Here is a 16,995-nt window from a genome sequence, read left to right as displayed (position 1 = left end):
TGATGCGAAGGATCTTCATGGTGGTCACCTGTGGGTTAGAACACACCATGGGTGACGCTGTGTAAATTTTTACATAGGAGGCCTTCATGTGGCATCGGGCCAGGCCGTGCATCACTCCATTATTGATGCCCAGCCTCCCCCTCCTTGAAGCCCAGCTTTGCAGAACAGTGTTCGTATTTTTCTCTAGCGTATGCGAACTAGTTCACTATACTAGTTCACAATACTAACTAGTTTATCGCTTGAAGCAGCAGCACCACATTCCCAATTTGCATAGAGAAATCAATGATCAAAGGCAACTATCAAAAAGCTCTTCACAATGCAATATGCCTATATGAGCTAATCAACACCAATCGAACTACACACATTGCTAGGTACCTCCCTGATCTGAACGGCGATCAGCTAAAAGAGATTGAGAATAATTACAGGAATGGCAGTAGAGATGCACGGACAGTTCAGGTGATGAGCATCATCCAAAATGCTCATCAGCAACTAGCACTAGGCTTCTCCCCCACAGATGAATATGAAAGGGATGAGCTGAAAATATTCCTGAATCACTACACGGATGAAATAGCCGATATAGCAATAGGAGGTAGAAACACTCGTCTAATTTTCAACAATGTGAATGAAGAACTACGTGCATATTTTGACCTACTACAAGAGTCAGCAACCGACAGATTTCTTCTATCACACACCATAAGGGAAACTTGGAAACGCCATCTTTATTTCAAAAAAAATTTTTACAGCTGGATCAAATCAAACATTAATGACGAGGAAGAGAAATTAAAGTTCAGCTTAAATTTTATTGAAAATAGGCGCCACTCACTTGAAATACCACAACAAACACCACGATTCAATGCTGAAAATACCATAGATACGATTGTAAAAACACTAATGTTCTCTCACGAAAAGCGTAGAGACATATTTAAAACAATAAAACTAGGGTATGGAAAACACATAAAAACCACAAACAGAAACAAGGGTAGAAAACAGACAAACATTGTACTCGACGAAAAAACACACAAAATGCTAAACGATTTTTTAGTAAAAAACAAAGAAAAAAAGAATGAAATGATCGCCAGAGCAATTCAAGAGTACATTCAATCAAGAGATCGATTAATTTGAAATAAAAAACATAAGACACGCTGCAAAGAGAGTAATAAAAAGCAGATATCACAGCCGATACTGTCCAGTAAGCAGATGCACAATCGTCCGAGACTAGACACTTAGCACCACTTGGGGCGTCTTCGAGCGCAAATTTCCGGAGAGTTGACGATGCTACGATCTAAGACCATGGTGTCTCTGCATGGAAATGTTCTCAGCTCATGCTATCGCCACGCACCCGCGCCATGAAGGTGGCGACAGACTCGGAGACAAGCAACGCCACCAAGTCGAGCTTGGCTTGCCGTCAGGAGAGCGTCGATGCAAAGTCGCAATGGGATTGACTCACAAAGGTATGACCGAATTTGGCGTTGGTGATTGACTGCTGCACCCGCGAATTGCTGGGCTGGCATCTGTCACGCAGTGGCAAGTCCAAAACGGCCGAATCAGCGCTGGAGCATGGCTAATCAACCGCGTTGGCTGCTTGGTGCGTCTGCCGCAACGCTTCCTGCTGCGCAGCGACAACGGCTTGGTATTTACCAGCCGCAGCTACACCACGCGAGTGAAAAGCTACGGTTTGCAGCAGGAGTTCATCACGCCGTACACGCCGGAGCAGAACGGGATGGTGGAGCGGGTGATCCGCACCTTGAAAGAACAGTGTGCGCGCCAGCACCGCTTTGAAAGCCTGGCGCACGCTAACCGGGTGATTGCAGACTGGATTGGGTTCTACAACCACCTACGCCCGCATCAGGCTTTGGGGATGAAGACGCCGGCGATGGCGTATCAATTAGCAGCCTGACCTGTGCAGAAAGGGCTGGGTCATTACAGAACTCTACTAATGTTGCATTTCAGCATAGAGCTTCTCTACATCTAGGGAGGCACAGTGACTCAAAAACTCAGTCACAGCCAAGCGAACCCCCAAACGTACCCCCATAACGAGAAAACAAAACAGCAAGCAATTGATTTTTATGTAAAAACATAAAAAACTTGCTTCCCGCACTGGGACGCGAAAGACATCAGCAAGCTGCTGTAAGCCTCACCCGGCACCCGCAACAACAAAGCCCCGTACGCGAGTACGGGGCTTTTGCATGGCGGCCGCCGCAGGGCGCGTGCGGCCAACCCGGGTAATCAGTCCGCTGGCCGCGACTTCAGCTTTTTCATGAACGCGCCAAACTGCGGGCCCATTTCTTCAAACAGCGGATGATCGCGGTGGGTGAGCATCACTTCGCCGAACAGTTTCAGGCCCAGTGCGAAGCTGGCCGCGGTATCGGCATCGAAATCGCCACGCTGGCGAATGCGTTCGACGATGCCAAGCAGCTCGTCGTGGTTGCCGGTTTCAAATTGCAGGCTGGTCGGCGTGGCCGGCGGCGTGCCGTCCTTATCCGCCAGGTAATCCACGGTAATGCGGTAACGGTGCTGTTTCATCGCAAACTCCGGTAAACCGGCCTGTGCTTTGTCGCAGACGCCGGGCGCATGATCGAGAGAGGCCGTGCGGCAGCGCCGCAGGCCGTATGGCCGTGGCGACGCAGCGCATTGCGGCCAGAGCGGTATTATCCACAACGCTGGCTAGCAGCGGTATGCCCTGCCAGCGGCCAGGTTTACAGCCGGCTCAGTTGCCGTGTCTGGCTGGGCGTTTCGCCAAACTGGCGGCGGTAGTCGTAGCTGAAATGGCTGGGGCTGACAAAGCCCCACGCGGCGGCCAGGTCGTTGATGGGGGTGTCGTCAGCGGGCGTAGTACGCAAGGCCTGACGCACGTGGTGCAGGCGCAGCGCGCGCAGCCATTGCAAGGGGCTGGTGGCCACCACTTCCTGAAAACCGTTTTGCAGCGTGCGCCGGGTAACGTGCAGGCGGGCGCACAGCTCGTCCACCGTTGGCAGCGCATCGGCCGGGCTGGCCGCCAGCGCACAGGCCGCCTCCACCCAGGCCAGATGGCGCTGCTGGATACTGCTGCGGCACAGCCCGTCACTGCCTTGCGCCTGCAGCAGTGCCTGTATCAGCGCGGTAATGCTGGCCTGCGCCAGCCGCGACGGCGCGGCACTGGCGGCGGGGGTATCCAGGATGCTATCCAGCGTCTGACACAGCTGGGCGTAGGCGGTAGCGGGCAGCGTCAGCATGCCGCTGTGCCGCCAGCTTGCCGGCGCATGGCTGCCGGTGAGCAGCTGGGCGTGCAGGTCCAGCAAGGCCAGCGGCAGCACCATGCCGTAAATCAGGAAGCCCGGCGGGGTACGCAGCGTGAAGTCGCTACCACCGGGAGATAGCAACACGGTGTAGGCCGGTACGCTACGGCCACAGTAGCGTAACTGGCCACCGGCGCCCGGGCGCGGGATGCCGAACCACACGGCGTCCGGCCAGGCCTGGCAGTGCTGCCAGGTTTCACAAGACGAAAACTCGCGGAACAGCTGCAAACGCGGCAGGCACAGCTCGTCCAGCCGGCCCTGGTAGCGGCCGCAGGACAGCTGCGCGTAGTGCTGCTGCCAGCCGGTGATGAAGGCGGCGTGATCGGCCGCGTCTTCGGCCATGCGGGTGGTCAGCTGCATGCTGGCCATGCCGGTCAGTACGTGCATGGCGTCCTCCGTTCGTCAAAAACCACACGCCAAGCAAGCAAAAGCCACACCAGCGGCCTGGCATGACATTGGCTATCCAAAACCGGCAAATTCGCCAGCCTTGTGCACGCGTTGGCCGCCGGTTGCGCAAGCGGGGTGCGCCTTGCCGTGCCTGCCGGCGCGCAGCGCACCATCGCGGTGCGAAGTGTCGGCACGGCATTTGCTGCACTGCGGCAAATCATGGCCTGCGCCGCGCCGGTGCGGCTTGCAATTTCCGTTTTGCGATACCGGCCGCCGACGGCCGCTTCCTACCATGGTTGCCAGGGCCTGACAGCGGGTGCTGCAGGCGGGGAGCAAAACAAGCATGGAGCCATCACAATGAGTACAAGCAACCATGGCCTGGCACGCAAGCTGGGCGGCTGGCAGCTCTGGGGCATCGCCGTCGGGCTGGTGATCTCGGGCGAATACTTCGGCTGGAGTTATGGCTGGGCGCAGGCGGGCACGCTGGGCTTTCTGGTGACCACGCTATTCGTGGCACTGATGTATACCGCGTTCATTTTCAGCTTTACCGAACTCACCACCGCCATCCCGCACGCCGGCGGCCCGTTTGCGTACGCCCGGCGTGCCTTTGGCCCGGTGGGTGGCTTTGTGGCCGGTTTTGCCACGCTGTGCGAGTTCGTGTTTGCACCACCGGCCATTGCGCTGGCGATCGGGGCGTACCTGAATGTGCAGTTTCCGGCGCTGGACGCCAAGTGGATCGCCTGCGGCGCCTACCTGGTGTTCATGACACTGAACATCGTAGGGGTGAGCATTGCTGCCACCTTCGAGCTGTGCGTGACCTTGCTGGCCATCTTCGAGCTGCTGGTATTCATGGGCGTGGTGGCACCGGGCTTTGACTGGGCCAACTTCACCGCTCACGGCTGGGCCGGCAGCGACGTGTTCAGTGCCACCGCCATCGGCGGTATCTTTGCCGCCATCCCGTTTGCCATCTGGTTCTTCCTGGCTATCGAAGGTGCCGCCATGGCCGCCGAAGAAGCACGCGACCCGGTGCGCACCATCCCGCGCGCTTACATTGCCGGCATCCTGACACTGGTAGCGCTGGCGCTGGGGGTGATGGTGATGGCCGGCGGCGTGGGCGACTGGCGCACGCTGTCGAATATCAACGACCCGCTGCCGCAGGCAATGAAGGTAATCGTGGGCGGTGACAGCGGCTGGCTGCACATGCTGGTATGGCTGGGCCTGTTTGGTCTGATCGCCAGCTTCCACGGCATCATCATGGGCTACTCGCGCCAGATCTTTGCGCTGGCACGTGCCGGCTACCTGCCGCCGGCGCTGGCCGTGGTGCACCCGCGCTTCAAGACCCCGCACCGCGCCATCCTGGCCGGCGGCGTGATCGGTATCGCGGCCATCTTCAGCGACAGCTTCATCCAGATCGGCGGCCTGCCGCTCACCGCCAACATCGTCACGCTGTCGGTGTTCGGCGCCATCGTGATGTACATCGTGTCCATGCTGTCGCTGTTCAAGCTGCGCCGCAGCGAACCGGGCCTCGCCCGCCCCTACGCCGCGCCGCTGTTCCCGCTGCTGCCGGCACTGGCACTGGGCTGCGCGCTGGTATGCCTGGCCGCACTGGTGTACTACAACCAGCTGCTGACCGGCCTGTTCCTCGCCATCCTGGCCGCCGGCTTTGCCTACTACCTGGCCACCCACCGCCAGCGTGCCGCCGCCGCGCACGACGCGCTGCTGCACGGCGAGGCCGCCGGCGCCGACGTGAAACCGACCTTGGCTACCGAAGCATCCTGATACCCCGTGGAGGCAGGGCCGGCGGCGCCGGCCCTGAAGCAGCATGTACCAGATCACCATCGGCCCGCGCCGTTACCCGTTTGCCGATCTCAAAACCCTGCTCGCCCGCGCCTCGCCACTACGCTCCGGCGACTTGCTGGCCGGCGTGGCCGCTGCCAGCGCCGAAGAGCGCGTGGCGGCGCGCTACTGCCTGGCGGACGTACCGCTGCGCGACTTTCTGCAGCACGCCATCATCCCGTACGAGGAAGACGAGGTCACCCGGCTGATCATCGACAGCCACGACGCCGCCGCCTTTGCCACGGTGGCCCACCTCACCGTGGGCGGCTTTCGCGACTGGTTACTGTCGGATGCGGCCAACCCTGCCACCTTGGCCGCCCTGGCGCCCGGGCTCACCCCGGAAATGGTGGCCGCCGTCAGCAAGCTGATGCGCAATCAGGACCTGATCCTGGTGGCGCGCAAATGCCGCGTGGTGACCGCCTTCCGCAATACCCAGGGCCTGCCCGGCCACATGGGCGTGAGGCTGCAGCCCAACCATCCCACCGACGACGCGCGCGGCATTGCCGCCGCCATGCTGGACGGCCTGTTGTACGGCGCCGGCGACGCGGTGATCGGCATCAATCCGGCCACCGACAGCCCCCAGGCCATCCACACCATGCTGGCGATGATGGACGAGGTGCGCCTGCGTTACGCCATCCCCACGCAAAGCTGCGTGCTGACCCACGTCACCACCACGCTGGAACTGATAAACCGCGGCGCGCCGGTGGATTTGGTGTTCCAGTCGGTAGCCGGCACCGAACGCGCCAACAGCGGCTTCGGCATCAACCTGGCCGTACTGCAAGAAGCCCACGACGCCGCCCGCAGCCTGCAGCGCGGTACGGTGGGCGATAACGTGATGTACTTCGAAACCGGCCAGGGCAGCGCACTGTCGGCCGGCGCGCACTGGGGTGCAGACCAGCAAACCTGCGAGGCCCGCGCCTACGCGGTGGCACGCCACTTCAGCCCGCTACTGGTCAACACCGTGGTGGGCTTCATCGGGCCGGAGTACCTGTACGACGGCAAGCAGATCATCCGCGCCGGGCTGGAAGACCACTTCTGCGGCAAGCTGCTGGGGCTACCGATGGGCTGCGACATCTGCTACACCAACCACGCCGAAGCCGATCAGGACGATATGGATACCCTGCTGACGCTGCTGGGCACCGCCGGCATCCACTTCATCATCGGCGTGCCCGGCGCCGACGACATCATGCTGGGCTACCAGAGCACCTCGTTCCACGACGCGCTATACCTGCGCGAGCTGCTGGGGCTGAAACGGGCGCCGGAATTCGAAGACTGGCTGGAAACCATGGCCATCACCCGCGGTGGCCGTCTGCAGGCGCACGGGCAGCAACCACCACTGCTGGGCCTGATGGAGACCGTAGCATGAGCGTGATTCCTTTCCCCGGCCCGGCGGCCAACCCCGACACCATTACCGAAGACAGCTGGCAGGCGCTTGGCCAGCACACGGTGGCGCGCATCGCGCTGGGCCGTGCCGGCGCCAGCCTGCCCACCCGCGAAACGCTCCGCTTTGCGCTGGCCCACGCCCAGGCACGCGACGCAGTGCATACCCCGCTGGATGGCGATGCACTGGCCGCCACGCTGCAACAGGGCGGCCACGGCGTGCTGCAGGTGCAATCGGCGGCGGCCAACCGGGCGCAGTACCTGCAGCGCCCCGACCTCGGCCGCCGGCTGCACGCCGACAGCCGCGCGCAGCTGCTGGCACAGCAATCGGACGGCTGCGATGTGCTGTTCGTGGTGGGCGACGGCCTGTCGTCGCTGGCCACCGCCAGCCACGCCGCGCCGCTGCTGGCGGCCACGCTGCCTTATCTGGCCGAAGCCGGGCTCAGCGTCGGCCCGGTCGTCATCGCCAGCCAGGCCCGTGTGGCGCTGGCCGACGAAGCCGGCGAGTGCCTGCGCGCCCGGCTGGTGGTGATGCTGATCGGCGAACGCCCGGGCCTGAGCTCGCCGGACAGCCTGGGCGTGTACCTTACCAGCGCGCCCAAGGTTGGCCGCATGGACTCGGAACGCAACTGCATCTCCAATGTGCGCCCCGCCGGCCTGCCCTACCCGCTGGCCGCCTTCAAGCTGGCGTGGCTGATCCGCGCAGCCTTGCAACAGGGCAGCGGCGTGGCGCTGAAAGACGGCAGCGCCGCCGACCCCGGCTGGGCCGCGCTACTGTCCGCTACCCAAGCCAGCGCGCTGCCAGCCTGACATCTGCCCACCACCCACACACGGCACCGTATTCGTACACGGTGCCGTTTTGCTTGGCATATCAGCTGTTTACATTCCGCAACAGCACGGGGAAAGCCCCGATAGCCCTGCTAGCGGCAGATGCTGGTAAACTGCCGCGCTTCCGGTTACCCCTGACAGAGCAAACCATAAAGGACGACGCATCCGGCGCCGGAACGGGCAGCGTCACCGACAACACAGGATTCACCATGAACCTCTCCCGTCTGCCGCACTTGCTGGCCGGCGCCCTGCTGTTGCTGCCTGCGCTTGCGCAGGCCAGCATCAACGGCGGCGAGCTGGCCATTGCCTGGGCACTGCCGTTTGCCGGCATGCTGCTGTCCATCGCCTTGTTACCGCTGTTGGCGGCCAACCTCTGGCACCACCACTTTGGCAAGATTGCCGCCATGTGGTCGCTGTTGTTCATCGTGCCGTTCGCCGCCAGCCACGGCCTGGGCGCAACGGCCTACGAGATGGCCCACACCCTGGTGCTGGAATACGTGCCGTTCATCATCCTGCTGGTGTCGCTGTTTACCGTGGCCGGCGGCATCTACCTGCGCGGCAACCTGCACGGCTCGCCGCTGCTGAATACCGGTTTTCTGGGCGTGGGCACCTTGCTGGCCAGCTTTACCGGCACCACCGGCGCCGCCATGCTGCTGATCCGCCCGCTGCTGCGCGCCAACGACAACCGCCGCTACAAGACGCACGTGTTCGTGTTCTTCATCTTTCTGGTGGCCAATATCGGCGGCTCGCTGACGCCGCTGGGCGACCCGCCGCTGTTTCTGGGCTTCCTGAAAGGCGTGGGCTTTGGCTGGACCATGGTACACATGCTGGCCCCGATGGCGCTGGCCAGTGCCATCCTGCTGGCAGTGTTCTACCTGCTGGACCGCCATTACTACCACAAGGAAGAAGACCTGCCGCCGCTGCCGGACCCAACGCCGGACTCGCGCGTCAGCATCGAAGGCAAGGTGAACTTCGCGCTGCTGGGCGGCATTGTCGGCGCCGTGCTGCTGTCCGGCTTGTGGAAGCCCGGCATCAGCTGGCAGATTGCCGGCCTCGACATCACGCTGCAAAACGTGGTGCGCGACATCCTGCTGCTGCTGGTGACCGTGCTGTCGCTGAAGCTGACACCGGGCCGCTGCCGCCAGGCCAACGCCTTCAACTGGGGGCCGATGCTGGAAGTAGCCAAGCTGTTCGCCGCCATCTTCATCACCATGATTCCGGTGCTGGCCATGCTGAAAGCCGGCAAAGCCGGCGCCTTTGCCGAGCTGGTGGCGATGGTGAGCAAGCCGGACGGCACCCCGGTGGACGCGGCCTATTTCTGGCTGACCGGCGCCCTGTCCAGCTTCCTGGATAATGCCCCGACCTACCTGGTGTTCTTCAACCTGGCCGGTGGCGACGCCGCCCACCTGATGCACGACGGTGCCAGCACGCTAATGGCCATTTCGATGGGCGCCGTGTTCATGGGTGCCAACAGCTACATCGGTAACGCGCCGAACTTCATGGTGAAAGCCATTGTGGAAGAGCGCGGCGTGGCCATGCCCAGCTTCTTTGCCTACATCGGCTGGGCGTGCGCCTTCCTGATTCCTACCTTTGTGCTGCTGACCTTTGTGTTCTTCTAAGCCCGTGCGGCCAACCTGTCAGGTTGGCCGCATAGTTGGCCGCAACAAAAAAGCCCGCGATTGCGGGCTTTTTTTGCGGTGGTAGCCAGGGCAACTACACGCGGTAGCTGGTAGCCGTCATCACCTTGGCGGTGAGCTTCATCAGCCCCTTTACCGGCAGCGGCAGCGGTGCGGCGCCGAAGTCGTGCGCCATGTCGGCGTGCTTCAGCTCGTCGTCGCGCATCTGCGCCACGATGGCGCGGCTCTTGGCGTCCTGATCCGGCAGCTGCTGCAGGTGGCTGTCGAGGTGGGCGCCCACCTGCTTTTCGGTCTCCTCCAGAAAGCCCAGGTTCCACTTGTCCCCCAGCAGGCCGGCGGTCACCCCGATGGCCAGCGAGCCGGTATACCATACCGGGCCCAGCAGGCTGGGGCGGCCGCCCAGCTCGCGGATGCGCTGCTCGGTCCAGGCCAGGTGTTCAACCTCCTCGAAGGCGGCATGACGCAGCGCATCGCGCGCCGCCGGGTTACGCGCGGTCAACGCCTGGCCCTGGTACAGCGCCTGGGCGCACACCTCGCCACAGTGGTTGACGCGCATCAGGCCGATGGCGTGCTGCTTTTCGGCGGCAGACAGCTCGGCTTCGGCCACTTCCTTGTCCGGTCGCGGGCGGCTGCTGACGGCGGGCGCAAACAGCGTGCGCAGGCCACGGTCGAATTCGGTGATCAGTCTGTCTAGCATCATGCAAGCTTATGGCGGTCATCAATAGTGGCGATTATACCTTGCCGGCGCTGCTGGTATAATCCCGTGGTTTTTCCCATTGACCGTACCGACACAAGGATACCGAGCATGAATATCGACCTGATCAGCCCGGGCAAGGACATGCCCAACGACATCAACGTCGTGATCGAAATCTCCGCCAACAGCGCCCCGATCAAATACGAGTTCGACAAAGAAACCGGCGCCCTGTGCGTAGACCGCTTCATGGGTACCTCCATGTTCTACCCGGCCAACTACGGTTTCGTGCCGCAAACCATCGCTGGCGACGGCGACCCGGTTGACGTGCTGGTAGTCACCCCGTTCCCGCTGCCGCCGGGCGTGCTGATCCGCGTACGCGCACTGGGCCTGATCAAGATGGAAGACGACGGCGGCGTGGATGCCAAGCTGATCGCCGTACCGGTGGAAAAACTGTGTCCGATGTACAAGGACATCCAGAAACTGGAAGACCTGCCGCAACTGCTGCGCGACCAGATGGTGCACTTCTTCGAGCACTACAAGGATCTGGAAAAAGGCAAATGGGTCAAGATCCAGGGCTGGGGCACGCTGGAAGACGCCACCCGCGAACTGAACGAAGGCATCGAGCGCGCCAAGCAAGGCTAAGCCTGCTGCCGACGCAAAAAAAGCCGGGGTAACCCGGCTTTTTTATTGCCTGCGCCACGGTTGGCCGCATCAGGCGCCGCATTTGAACTGCGCCGCTTTCTGCGCCAGACGGGCACCGAACAGGCGGGAAGTTTCCAGGTCGGCCGCATCCGGCGTCACCTCTGCCGGTGCATTGTCGGTACGGGTCATCAGGCCTAGCGAGCTGCCGTAACGGTTGATATCGCTGCCGATGGTACCACCCGGCATCAGCCCGGTGCCCACCCAGATCATGCCGTGCTGGGCAGCAAACACCGACAGCTGTTGCAGCGTGTTCAGTTTGTCGCCGCTGGGGCTGTTGGACACGGTAAAGCCGCCGGCGATCTTGTCTTTCCAGCCCTGGCTGTACCACACCTTGGCGCTGGCATCCATGAAGGCCTTGAACTGGGCCGATACGCTGCCCATGTAGGTAGGGGCACCGAACACGATGGCGTCGCAAACGGCCAGCTCGTCGATACGGGCGGTGGCTTCTTCGGCGTTGAGCAGCAACACCTCGGCGTGCTCGCGCGCGCCGGCAGCCACAAACTCGGCTACTTTGGCGGTATGGCCGTAGCCGCTGTGGTACACCACGGCAAGTTTGGTAGTCATGACATTTTCCCTCTATGGTTAGAACGGGGGCATAGCATGGACTGCACGTGCCGGGCCCGGCTGACAGCAACGCTAATTCAGAAAATCTGCCCGAACCCGGGCCACAGGAAAGCGCATAATGCGTTTCAAAACCAGTGACTTGGGCTGCAACAGACGGTCAAACACAGTATATTGTCGTGACCAGTACGGATATAGCGTTACTTTTTGACTCTTTTTTTCAGATATTCTGAAGATGAAACTTTCTCTCGATGCCTTGATGGTGCTGGATGCCATCGACCGCCGTGGTAGCTTTGCCGCCGCAGCCGAAGAGCTGTACCGCGTCCCGTCGGCCATCACCTACAGCGTGCAAAAGCTGGAGCAAGACCTCAACGTGCAGCTGTTCGACCGCAGCGGGCACAAGGCCAGGCTAACCTCCACCGGCGAACTGCTGCTGAAGGAAGGCCGTTCGCTGCTGGATTCGGCCGCCATGATTGAAAGCCGCGTCAAGACGCACGCCACCGGCTGGGAAGGCGAGCTGCGCATTGCCATGTCCGACCTGCTGTTTTTCGACGACGTGCTGCAGTTACTGGAAGAGTTCAACCAGCTGGGCGCCGACACCGAACTGCGCATCAGCCGTGAAGTGTTTGGCGGCACCTGGGACGCGCTGGTCGATGGCCGTGCCGACCTGGCAATTGGTGCCACCGAAAACAGCCAGGGCGGGCACGCCTTCCAGACACGCAGTATGGGCAAAACCCGCTTTGTGTTCTGCGTGTCGCCCGACCACCCGCTGGCCAGCGCCGAAGAGCCCATCCCGCAGCACCTGATCCGCCGCTACCGCGTGGCAGTGGCCGCCGACACGTCACGCAGCCTGCCTCCACGCAGCGTTTCGATACAAGAAGGTCAAAGCCGTCTGACCGTCGCCACAGTAGAAGACAAAATCGCTGTTCAGCGTGCCGGACTTGGGGTAGGTTTTCTACCGCTATGCCGCATTCACGATGATGTTGCAGCCGGCCGCCTGGTCATCAAGGAAGTAGAAGAGAAGCGCACACCGGTCCAGCTGCACTACGCCTGGAAAGAAGCGCAGCCAGGCCAGGCGCTGAGTTGGTTCATCAAGCGGCTGCAGACCTTTGAATGGAAACTCAGCTAAATCGTCACCATGCCAGCTTGCCGTCCGGAACGCGATGCCCTGATTCATCGCCTGCAATCCAGTTACCCGGACATTGCCGCGGACGGCGATGATGACATCATCCTTTGGCAGGGCTGGCGCATTCATTGCGCCCCGCTGCCCAGCGCCCTAGCACCCGTCACCGATATTACCCGGCTGGAACTCTGCCAGCTGTGGCCCCACTCCCCGCTCAACCCCGGCCTGCTGTTGGCCGGTAGCCCTGCGACTGTCGCGGCCTGTGATCCGCTATGGCACAGCCTGACCGGGACGCCACAAACCTGGCTGTATTGCGGCCCGCTGGGGGCTGCCGGCTTCTGCAAGCGCGTGTTCGACAGCCTGTTCTATCTGGCTAGCCCGGCGCTGATACAACACACGCTGCAGCGCCACGGTGCCGCCCAGCAAGCCGACTGGGCCGCGCTGCTACAACAACATCAGCAGCTGGCGGAACGCCTGCAGGCATTGTGCTGGCAATACCTGCACCATCACGGGCTGACAACGCTACCGCAAGATGCCGGCGCGTTGCTGGCGCTGTTCCGTGTGCCACCGCAGCAACAAGACCATTACGCCCTCACGCTCGCCCAACTGCTGGCAACGGCCCTGACGCTGAGCGAGCCTGCCAGGCGACTGCTGGCGGAGTGGAACCCGCTTGCAGCCACCACGCCACCCGCGCGCTAACAAAAGAAAAAGCCCCTGCAAGCAGGGGCTTTTTAGCTTCAGCAGCGGGCAAGTGCCACGCTGCTGGTACATCAAGCAGCCGGAGCAGCCGGAGCTTTGCGAGCGCGGCTTACGGCAGCACTGGCGGCTTTGGCGGAAGTTTCTGCGGCTTCAACGCTGGCTTCGGCGAACTCGGAACCCACTTTCTTGGCGGTCTTCGAGGCATTTTCGAAAGCGGCGCTGCTGGTGCTCACCAGGTTTTTCAGGGCCTGAACAGCCGGCTCGGAACCCACCGGGGCGGTTTTAGCCAGACGGTCGATGGCTTCCAGTACTTGCTTGTTGGTTTCGGCAACTTGCTCTTCCACGAAGGAAGTCAGCTCGGTCTGGGTTACCAGCGTGGCATCGTACACTTCACGTGCGGTGCTCAGGGCTTTGTCCAGGCTGGGCTGGGCCAGACCGGCTTGGAATTCGGCGAACGCTTTCGGGTCCTTGATGCTGGACAGCTGCTTCAGGGTTTCCGCGTTGGACGCCAGCACTTTGCGGGCGATTTCCAGTTGCAGGTTGGTCAGACGCTCGGCGCTGGACAGGAAGATGGAGGACAGGCGTACGGCTTTGTCGAACTGTGCCTGACCGAAAGCGGAAAATTCTTGTGCATTGGTAAACATGGAGATGATCCTTTTCGAATGAGAGAACTCAGCAGCAAAACCGTGGTTAGTCCTGTTGCTGCATTGCAGCAATTCGGATTTTATATTGCACCGCAGCAATGTCAAGCAGATTTCGGTGCCATGCTGCGGTAAGCACCTATTTTTGCAACACCTTTTGCCGGATCTTGCCCGCCGAACATGACATGACGGTTAAATTTATGGCGATCCAGCGCGGTGCCCGCACCGGCCTGTCACGGAAAAACACCACACCCGCGCTTGCGTTTTGTCACCGTATGCCGCGAAAGCCGTATCCGCGCGTTGAAAGGCATACGCCAAAGCTTTACACTCCGGTGATAAATTTAATCTATCCGGTAGCGAAGCCATACAATGAGCCCTGCGGCCAACCTGTTTGAAATCAAATCCGCCAGCCTGGACTTGCTGGCCGTGCTGCTGCGCAGTGCAGACTGCGCACAGCTGGAAGCGGCGCTGGATGCACGCTTCGGCAACAAGATCGACGCCTCGCAGAGCGAGGCATTCCTGCTTGACCTGGACGCCATCGAACAACCGGCGCAACTGGATCTGGACCAGATCCGCGCCCTGTTCCTGGCCAAGGGCATCCGCATCATTGCGCTACGCCACCGCGACATGGCGGTGGCCGAACTGGCCCGCCAGTATGGCCTGGCCTACGTCAACGCCAGTGCCGCGCCACGCAGCGACCTGCCGGCAGTAGAAGCCAGCCCGGCACCGGCACCCGCCGCAGCGGTAGCGCCAGTCGCCGCCAGTACGCTGGTGATTGACCGCCCGGTACGCGCCGGCCAGCAGATCTACGCCAAGGGCGGTGATCTGGTGGTGCTGGCCACGGTCAACGTGGGTGCCGAGCTGATCGCCGACGGCAGCATCCATGTGTACGCACCGATGCGCGGCCGCGCGCTGGCCGGTGCCCGCGGCAATACCCAGGCGCGCATCTTCGTGAAAGCGATGGAGGCCGAGCTGGTATCGATTGCCGGTGTCTACCGCACCATCGAGCAAGCGCTGCCCGACAGCATCCAGGGCAAGCCTACTCAGATTTATCTAGAAAACGAGCGCCTCGTGATGACGGCGCTTGGCGAATAACACGAATCACGACGAAGCAAGGAAGACCATCGTGGCAAAAATCATTGTTGTTACCTCCGGCAAAGGCGGCGTAGGCAAGACCACCACCAGCGCCAGTTTCGCATCCGGCCTCGCCCTGCGCGGCCACAAGACCGCGGTGATCGACTTCGACGTTGGCCTGCGTAACCTCGACCTGATCATGGGCTGCGAACGCCGCGTGGTATACGACCTGATCAACGTGATCAACGGCGAAGCCACGCTGAACCAGACGCTGATCAAGGACAAGCACTGCGACAACCTGTACGTGATGCCGGCGTCGCAGACCCGCGACAAGGACTCGCTGAGCGAAGAAGGCGTAGAGAAAGTACTGAAGGACATGGCTGACATGGGCTTCGAGTACATCGTGTGCGACTCGCCGGCCGGTATCGAAAAAGGCGCGCTGCTGGCGCTGCTGTTTGCCGACGAAGCCATCGTGGTCACCAACCCGGAAGTGTCGTCGGTACGTGACTCCGACCGCATCCTGGGCATTCTGGCATCCAAGTCGCGCCGCGCCATCGAAGGCCGCGAGCCGGTAAAAGAGCACCTGCTGATCACCCGCTACTCGCCGTCGCGCGTAGACAAGGGCGAGATGCTGTCGGTAGACGACGTGAAGGAAATCCTGCGCGTCAACCTGATCGGCGTGATTCCGGAATCGCAAGCCATCCTGCAGGCGTCCAACTCCGGCACCCCGGCCATTCACCTGAAGGGCAGCGACGCCGCCGAAGCCTACGGTGACGTTGTGGGCCGTTTCCTGGGCGAAAACCGCCCGATGCGTTTCCTGGAAGCCGAAAAAGTAGGCTTCCTCAAGCGCCTGTTCGGAGGCTAAGCCATGTCCCTCATCGATATGATCTTCGGCAAACGCCAGAAAACGGCCTCCATTGCGCGCGAGCGCTTGCAGATCATTCTGGCGCACGAACGCAACGGCCGCAGCGCCCCCGACTACCTGCCCGCGCTGCAACGCGAGCTGATGGAAGTGATTTCCAAATACGTGTCGGTCAACCTGGACGACATCAAGGTACAGGTAGAGCGCCAGGACGATTTCGAGGTACTGGAAGTCAACATCGTCCTGCCGGAACACCAGCGCTGACATCATGACCCTGACCGAACTGCGTTACATCGTGGCCGTGGCGCGCGAGCGCCACTTTGGCCGCGCGGCTCAAAGCTGCTTTGTCAGCCAGCCCACGCTGTCCATCGCCATCAAGAAGCTGGAAGACGAGCTGGGCGTTACCCTGTTCGAGCGTGGCGGCCAGGAAGTGAGCGTCACCGAGATCGGCGAGCGCATCATCGAGCAGTCGCAGCGGGTGCTGGAAGAAGCCGAGACGGTCAAACGCCTGGCCGGCGAACACCAGAACGAGCTGGCCGGGCCGCTGAAGCTGGGGGTAATCTTCACCATCAGCCCCTACCTGCTGCCACGGCTCATCCCGGCCCTGCGCATTCTGGCGCCGGACATGCCGCTGATCCTGGAAGAAAACTACACCTCGCGGCTGGCAGAAATGCTGAAGCGCGGTGAAGTGGACGCCATCATCGTGGCCGACCCGTTCGACGAGCCCGGTACCGAAGCCTACCCGCTGTACGACGAGCCGTTTATGGTAGCCACGCCCAAGGGCCACCCGTGGGAAAAACGCGACTACCTGTTTGCGCAAGACCTGCGCGACGAGAGCGTGCTGCTGCTGTCGCAAGGCAACTGCTTCCGCGACCAGGTGCTGCAGGCGTGCAGCGAAGTGGCCAGCAAGCAATACCAGGGCAACAGCCTGGCGTCGATGGTGCAAGGCAGCTCGCTGAACACCATCCGCCACATGGTGGCCAGCGGCATGGGCGTCACTGTGCTGCCCGCCACCTCGGTATCGCCGGCGGACGAAGGCCTGCTGTCGGTCATTCCGTTCCATCCGCCGGTGCCGCAACGCCGCGTGATGCTGGTGACCCGCCGCCAGTTCTTCCGCAAGAAAGCCATCCAGACGCTGCAGCAGGCGGTGTTCCGCTCCGGCCTGCCCGACGTGTGCATGCTGGAAGACGAAGCCGCCCGCGTCTGAGTGCTTTGCCGTACGACGCAACAAGGCCGCCAGGCATGCCTGGCGGCCTTGTTCTTTTGCAAGACCAGGTTGGCCGCGGCCAACCCTGC

The 16,995-nt window shown here is 61.6% G+C and carries 18 protein-coding genes; 13 read left to right on the top strand and 5 right to left on the bottom strand.

The genetic code is table 11. The features are described 5' to 3' along the window. The first annotated feature begins 282 nt into the window (after positions 1-282). On the top strand, positions 283-1,122 hold the full coding sequence (locus FLQ03_RS06640; RefSeq protein WP_144372584.1) for a hypothetical protein: 840 nt from the start codon (positions 283-285) through the stop codon (positions 1,120-1,122). Positions 1,123-1,585: 463 nt separating this feature from the next. After that, entirely contained in the window at positions 1,586-1,897 is a 312-nt protein-coding gene (locus FLQ03_RS06630; protein WP_206210880.1) for an integrase core domain-containing protein, read from the top strand. Positions 1,898-2,226: 329 nt separating this feature from the next. Here the strand turns inward: FLQ03_RS06630 and FLQ03_RS06625 are convergent, their stop codons facing one another. Together FLQ03_RS06625 and FLQ03_RS06620 are read right to left on the bottom strand one after the other, a co-directional pair. Continuing rightward, the gene (locus FLQ03_RS06625; RefSeq protein ID WP_144372583.1) at positions 2,227-2,523 is read right to left on the bottom strand and encodes a DUF3861 domain-containing protein; all 297 of its coding nucleotides are present in this window, start codon (positions 2,521-2,523) and stop codon (positions 2,227-2,229) included. A 173-nt stretch (positions 2,524-2,696) separates the two neighbouring features. Then, positions 2,697-3,662, bottom strand: a complete 966-nt coding sequence (locus tag FLQ03_RS06620; protein WP_144372582.1) for a helix-turn-helix domain-containing protein — start codon at positions 3,660-3,662, stop codon at positions 2,697-2,699. Between the two features lie 357 nt (positions 3,663-4,019). Here FLQ03_RS06620 and eat point away from each other — a divergent pair, with 357 nt between their 5' ends. The 4 genes from eat (at position 4,020) to FLQ03_RS06600 (ending at position 9,325) form a co-directional block, all read left to right on the top strand. Continuing rightward, positions 4,020-5,441, top strand: coding sequence for an ethanolamine permease (eat, locus tag FLQ03_RS06615; RefSeq protein WP_144372581.1), 1,422 nt, complete (start codon positions 4,020-4,022; stop codon positions 5,439-5,441). 43 nt (positions 5,442-5,484) lie between these two features. Then, positions 5,485-6,864, top strand: coding sequence for an ethanolamine ammonia-lyase subunit EutB (locus FLQ03_RS06610; RefSeq protein WP_144372580.1), 1,380 nt, complete (start codon positions 5,485-5,487; stop codon positions 6,862-6,864). Further along, entirely contained in the window at positions 6,861-7,688 is an 828-nt protein-coding gene (eutC, locus tag FLQ03_RS06605; protein ID WP_144372579.1) for an ethanolamine ammonia-lyase subunit EutC, read from the top strand. Before FLQ03_RS06610 ends, eutC begins: the two co-directional genes overlap by 4 nt. A 227-nt stretch (positions 7,689-7,915) precedes the next feature. Further along, positions 7,916-9,325, top strand: coding sequence for a sodium:proton antiporter (locus tag FLQ03_RS06600; protein ID WP_144372578.1), 1,410 nt, complete (start codon positions 7,916-7,918; stop codon positions 9,323-9,325). Positions 9,326-9,419: 94 nt separating this feature from the next. On the opposite strand, the gene coq7 is transcribed toward FLQ03_RS06600, so the two are convergent. Then, on the bottom strand, positions 9,420-10,040 hold the full coding sequence (gene coq7 / locus FLQ03_RS06595; protein WP_144372592.1) for a 2-polyprenyl-3-methyl-6-methoxy-1,4-benzoquinone monooxygenase: 621 nt from the start codon (positions 10,038-10,040) through the stop codon (positions 9,420-9,422). Positions 10,041-10,148: 108 nt separating this feature from the next. On the opposite strand from coq7, the gene ppa reads away from it, so the two are divergent. Further along, the gene (gene ppa / locus FLQ03_RS06590) at positions 10,149-10,679 is read left to right on the top strand and encodes an inorganic diphosphatase (protein WP_144372577.1); all 531 of its coding nucleotides are present in this window, start codon (positions 10,149-10,151) and stop codon (positions 10,677-10,679) included. A gap of 69 nt (positions 10,680-10,748) precedes the next feature. Here the strand turns inward: ppa and FLQ03_RS06585 are convergent, their stop codons facing one another. Next, positions 10,749-11,303 (bottom strand): flavodoxin family protein, encoded by a 555-nt coding sequence (locus tag FLQ03_RS06585; protein ID WP_144372576.1) that lies wholly within the window; start codon positions 11,301-11,303, stop codon positions 10,749-10,751. A gap of 232 nt (positions 11,304-11,535) precedes the next feature. On the opposite strand from FLQ03_RS06585, the gene FLQ03_RS06580 reads away from it, so the two are divergent. Beyond that, positions 11,536-12,429, top strand: a complete 894-nt coding sequence (locus FLQ03_RS06580) for a LysR family transcriptional regulator (protein WP_170252326.1) — start codon at positions 11,536-11,538, stop codon at positions 12,427-12,429. Between the two features lie 9 nt (positions 12,430-12,438). After that, complete coding sequence (locus tag FLQ03_RS06575; RefSeq protein ID WP_144372575.1) at positions 12,439-13,122, top strand: hypothetical protein; 684 nt, start codon at positions 12,439-12,441, stop codon at positions 13,120-13,122. Between the two features lie 71 nt (positions 13,123-13,193). Here FLQ03_RS06575 and FLQ03_RS06570 read toward each other — a convergent pair whose 3' ends face one another. Next, positions 13,194-13,766: a phasin family protein gene (locus FLQ03_RS06570; protein ID WP_144372574.1), complete on the bottom strand. Its 573-nt coding sequence runs from the start codon at positions 13,764-13,766 to the stop codon at positions 13,194-13,196. A gap of 366 nt (positions 13,767-14,132) precedes the next feature. Between FLQ03_RS06570 and minC the strand changes: the two genes are divergently transcribed. The 4 genes from minC to FLQ03_RS06550 are packed head-to-tail and all read left to right on the top strand — an operon-like array spanning position 14,133 to position 16,906. Beyond that, positions 14,133-14,858, top strand: coding sequence for a septum site-determining protein MinC (gene minC / locus FLQ03_RS06565; protein WP_144372573.1), 726 nt, complete (start codon positions 14,133-14,135; stop codon positions 14,856-14,858). 31 nt (positions 14,859-14,889) lie between these two features. Further along, positions 14,890-15,702, top strand: coding sequence for a septum site-determining protein MinD (gene minD, locus FLQ03_RS06560; RefSeq protein ID WP_144372572.1), 813 nt, complete (start codon positions 14,890-14,892; stop codon positions 15,700-15,702). 3 nt (positions 15,703-15,705) lie between these two features. Continuing rightward, positions 15,706-15,963 (top strand): cell division topological specificity factor MinE, encoded by a 258-nt coding sequence (minE, locus tag FLQ03_RS06555; RefSeq protein ID WP_017510129.1) that lies wholly within the window; start codon positions 15,706-15,708, stop codon positions 15,961-15,963. A 4-nt stretch (positions 15,964-15,967) separates the two neighbouring features. Further along, positions 15,968-16,906 (top strand): LysR substrate-binding domain-containing protein, encoded by a 939-nt coding sequence (locus FLQ03_RS06550; protein ID WP_144372571.1) that lies wholly within the window; start codon positions 15,968-15,970, stop codon positions 16,904-16,906. The last annotated feature ends 89 nt before the right edge of the window (positions 16,907-16,995 follow it).

This window comes from Vogesella urethralis, from assembly GCF_007644045.2.
Classification (GTDB): domain Bacteria; phylum Pseudomonadota; class Gammaproteobacteria; order Burkholderiales; family Chromobacteriaceae; genus Vogesella; species Vogesella urethralis.
This window is presented reverse-complemented; position numbering and strand designations above follow the sequence as displayed.

What these genes read in the sequence shown, in the direction of transcription:
- FLQ03_RS06640 (WP_144372584.1), top strand. Translation starts at nt 283, where the DNA reads ATGATCAAAGGCAACTATCAAAAAGCTCTTCACAATGCAATATGCCTA.
- FLQ03_RS06625 (WP_144372583.1), bottom strand. Translation starts at nt 2,523, where the DNA reads ATGAAACAGCACCGTTACCGCATTACCGTGGATTACCTGGCGGATAAG.
- FLQ03_RS06620 (WP_144372582.1), bottom strand. Translation starts at nt 3,662, where the DNA reads ATGCACGTACTGACCGGCATGGCCAGCATGCAGCTGACCACCCGCATG.
- eat (WP_144372581.1), top strand. Translation starts at nt 4,020, where the DNA reads ATGAGTACAAGCAACCATGGCCTGGCACGCAAGCTGGGCGGCTGGCAG.
- FLQ03_RS06610 (WP_144372580.1), top strand. Translation starts at nt 5,485, where the DNA reads ATGTACCAGATCACCATCGGCCCGCGCCGTTACCCGTTTGCCGATCTC.
- eutC (WP_144372579.1), top strand. Translation starts at nt 6,861, where the DNA reads ATGAGCGTGATTCCTTTCCCCGGCCCGGCGGCCAACCCCGACACCATT.
- FLQ03_RS06600 (WP_144372578.1), top strand. Translation starts at nt 7,916, where the DNA reads ATGAACCTCTCCCGTCTGCCGCACTTGCTGGCCGGCGCCCTGCTGTTG.
- coq7 (WP_144372592.1), bottom strand. Translation starts at nt 10,040, where the DNA reads ATGCTAGACAGACTGATCACCGAATTCGACCGTGGCCTGCGCACGCTG.
- ppa (WP_144372577.1), top strand. Translation starts at nt 10,149, where the DNA reads ATGAATATCGACCTGATCAGCCCGGGCAAGGACATGCCCAACGACATC.
- FLQ03_RS06585 (WP_144372576.1), bottom strand. Translation starts at nt 11,303, where the DNA reads ATGACTACCAAACTTGCCGTGGTGTACCACAGCGGCTACGGCCATACC.
- FLQ03_RS06580 (WP_170252326.1), top strand. Translation starts at nt 11,536, where the DNA reads ATGAAACTTTCTCTCGATGCCTTGATGGTGCTGGATGCCATCGACCGC.
- FLQ03_RS06575 (WP_144372575.1), top strand. Translation starts at nt 12,439, where the DNA reads ATGCCAGCTTGCCGTCCGGAACGCGATGCCCTGATTCATCGCCTGCAA.
- FLQ03_RS06570 (WP_144372574.1), bottom strand. Translation starts at nt 13,766, where the DNA reads ATGTTTACCAATGCACAAGAATTTTCCGCTTTCGGTCAGGCACAGTTC.
- minC (WP_144372573.1), top strand. Translation starts at nt 14,133, where the DNA reads ATGAGCCCTGCGGCCAACCTGTTTGAAATCAAATCCGCCAGCCTGGAC.
- minE (WP_017510129.1), top strand. Translation starts at nt 15,706, where the DNA reads ATGTCCCTCATCGATATGATCTTCGGCAAACGCCAGAAAACGGCCTCC.
- FLQ03_RS06550 (WP_144372571.1), top strand. Translation starts at nt 15,968, where the DNA reads ATGACCCTGACCGAACTGCGTTACATCGTGGCCGTGGCGCGCGAGCGC.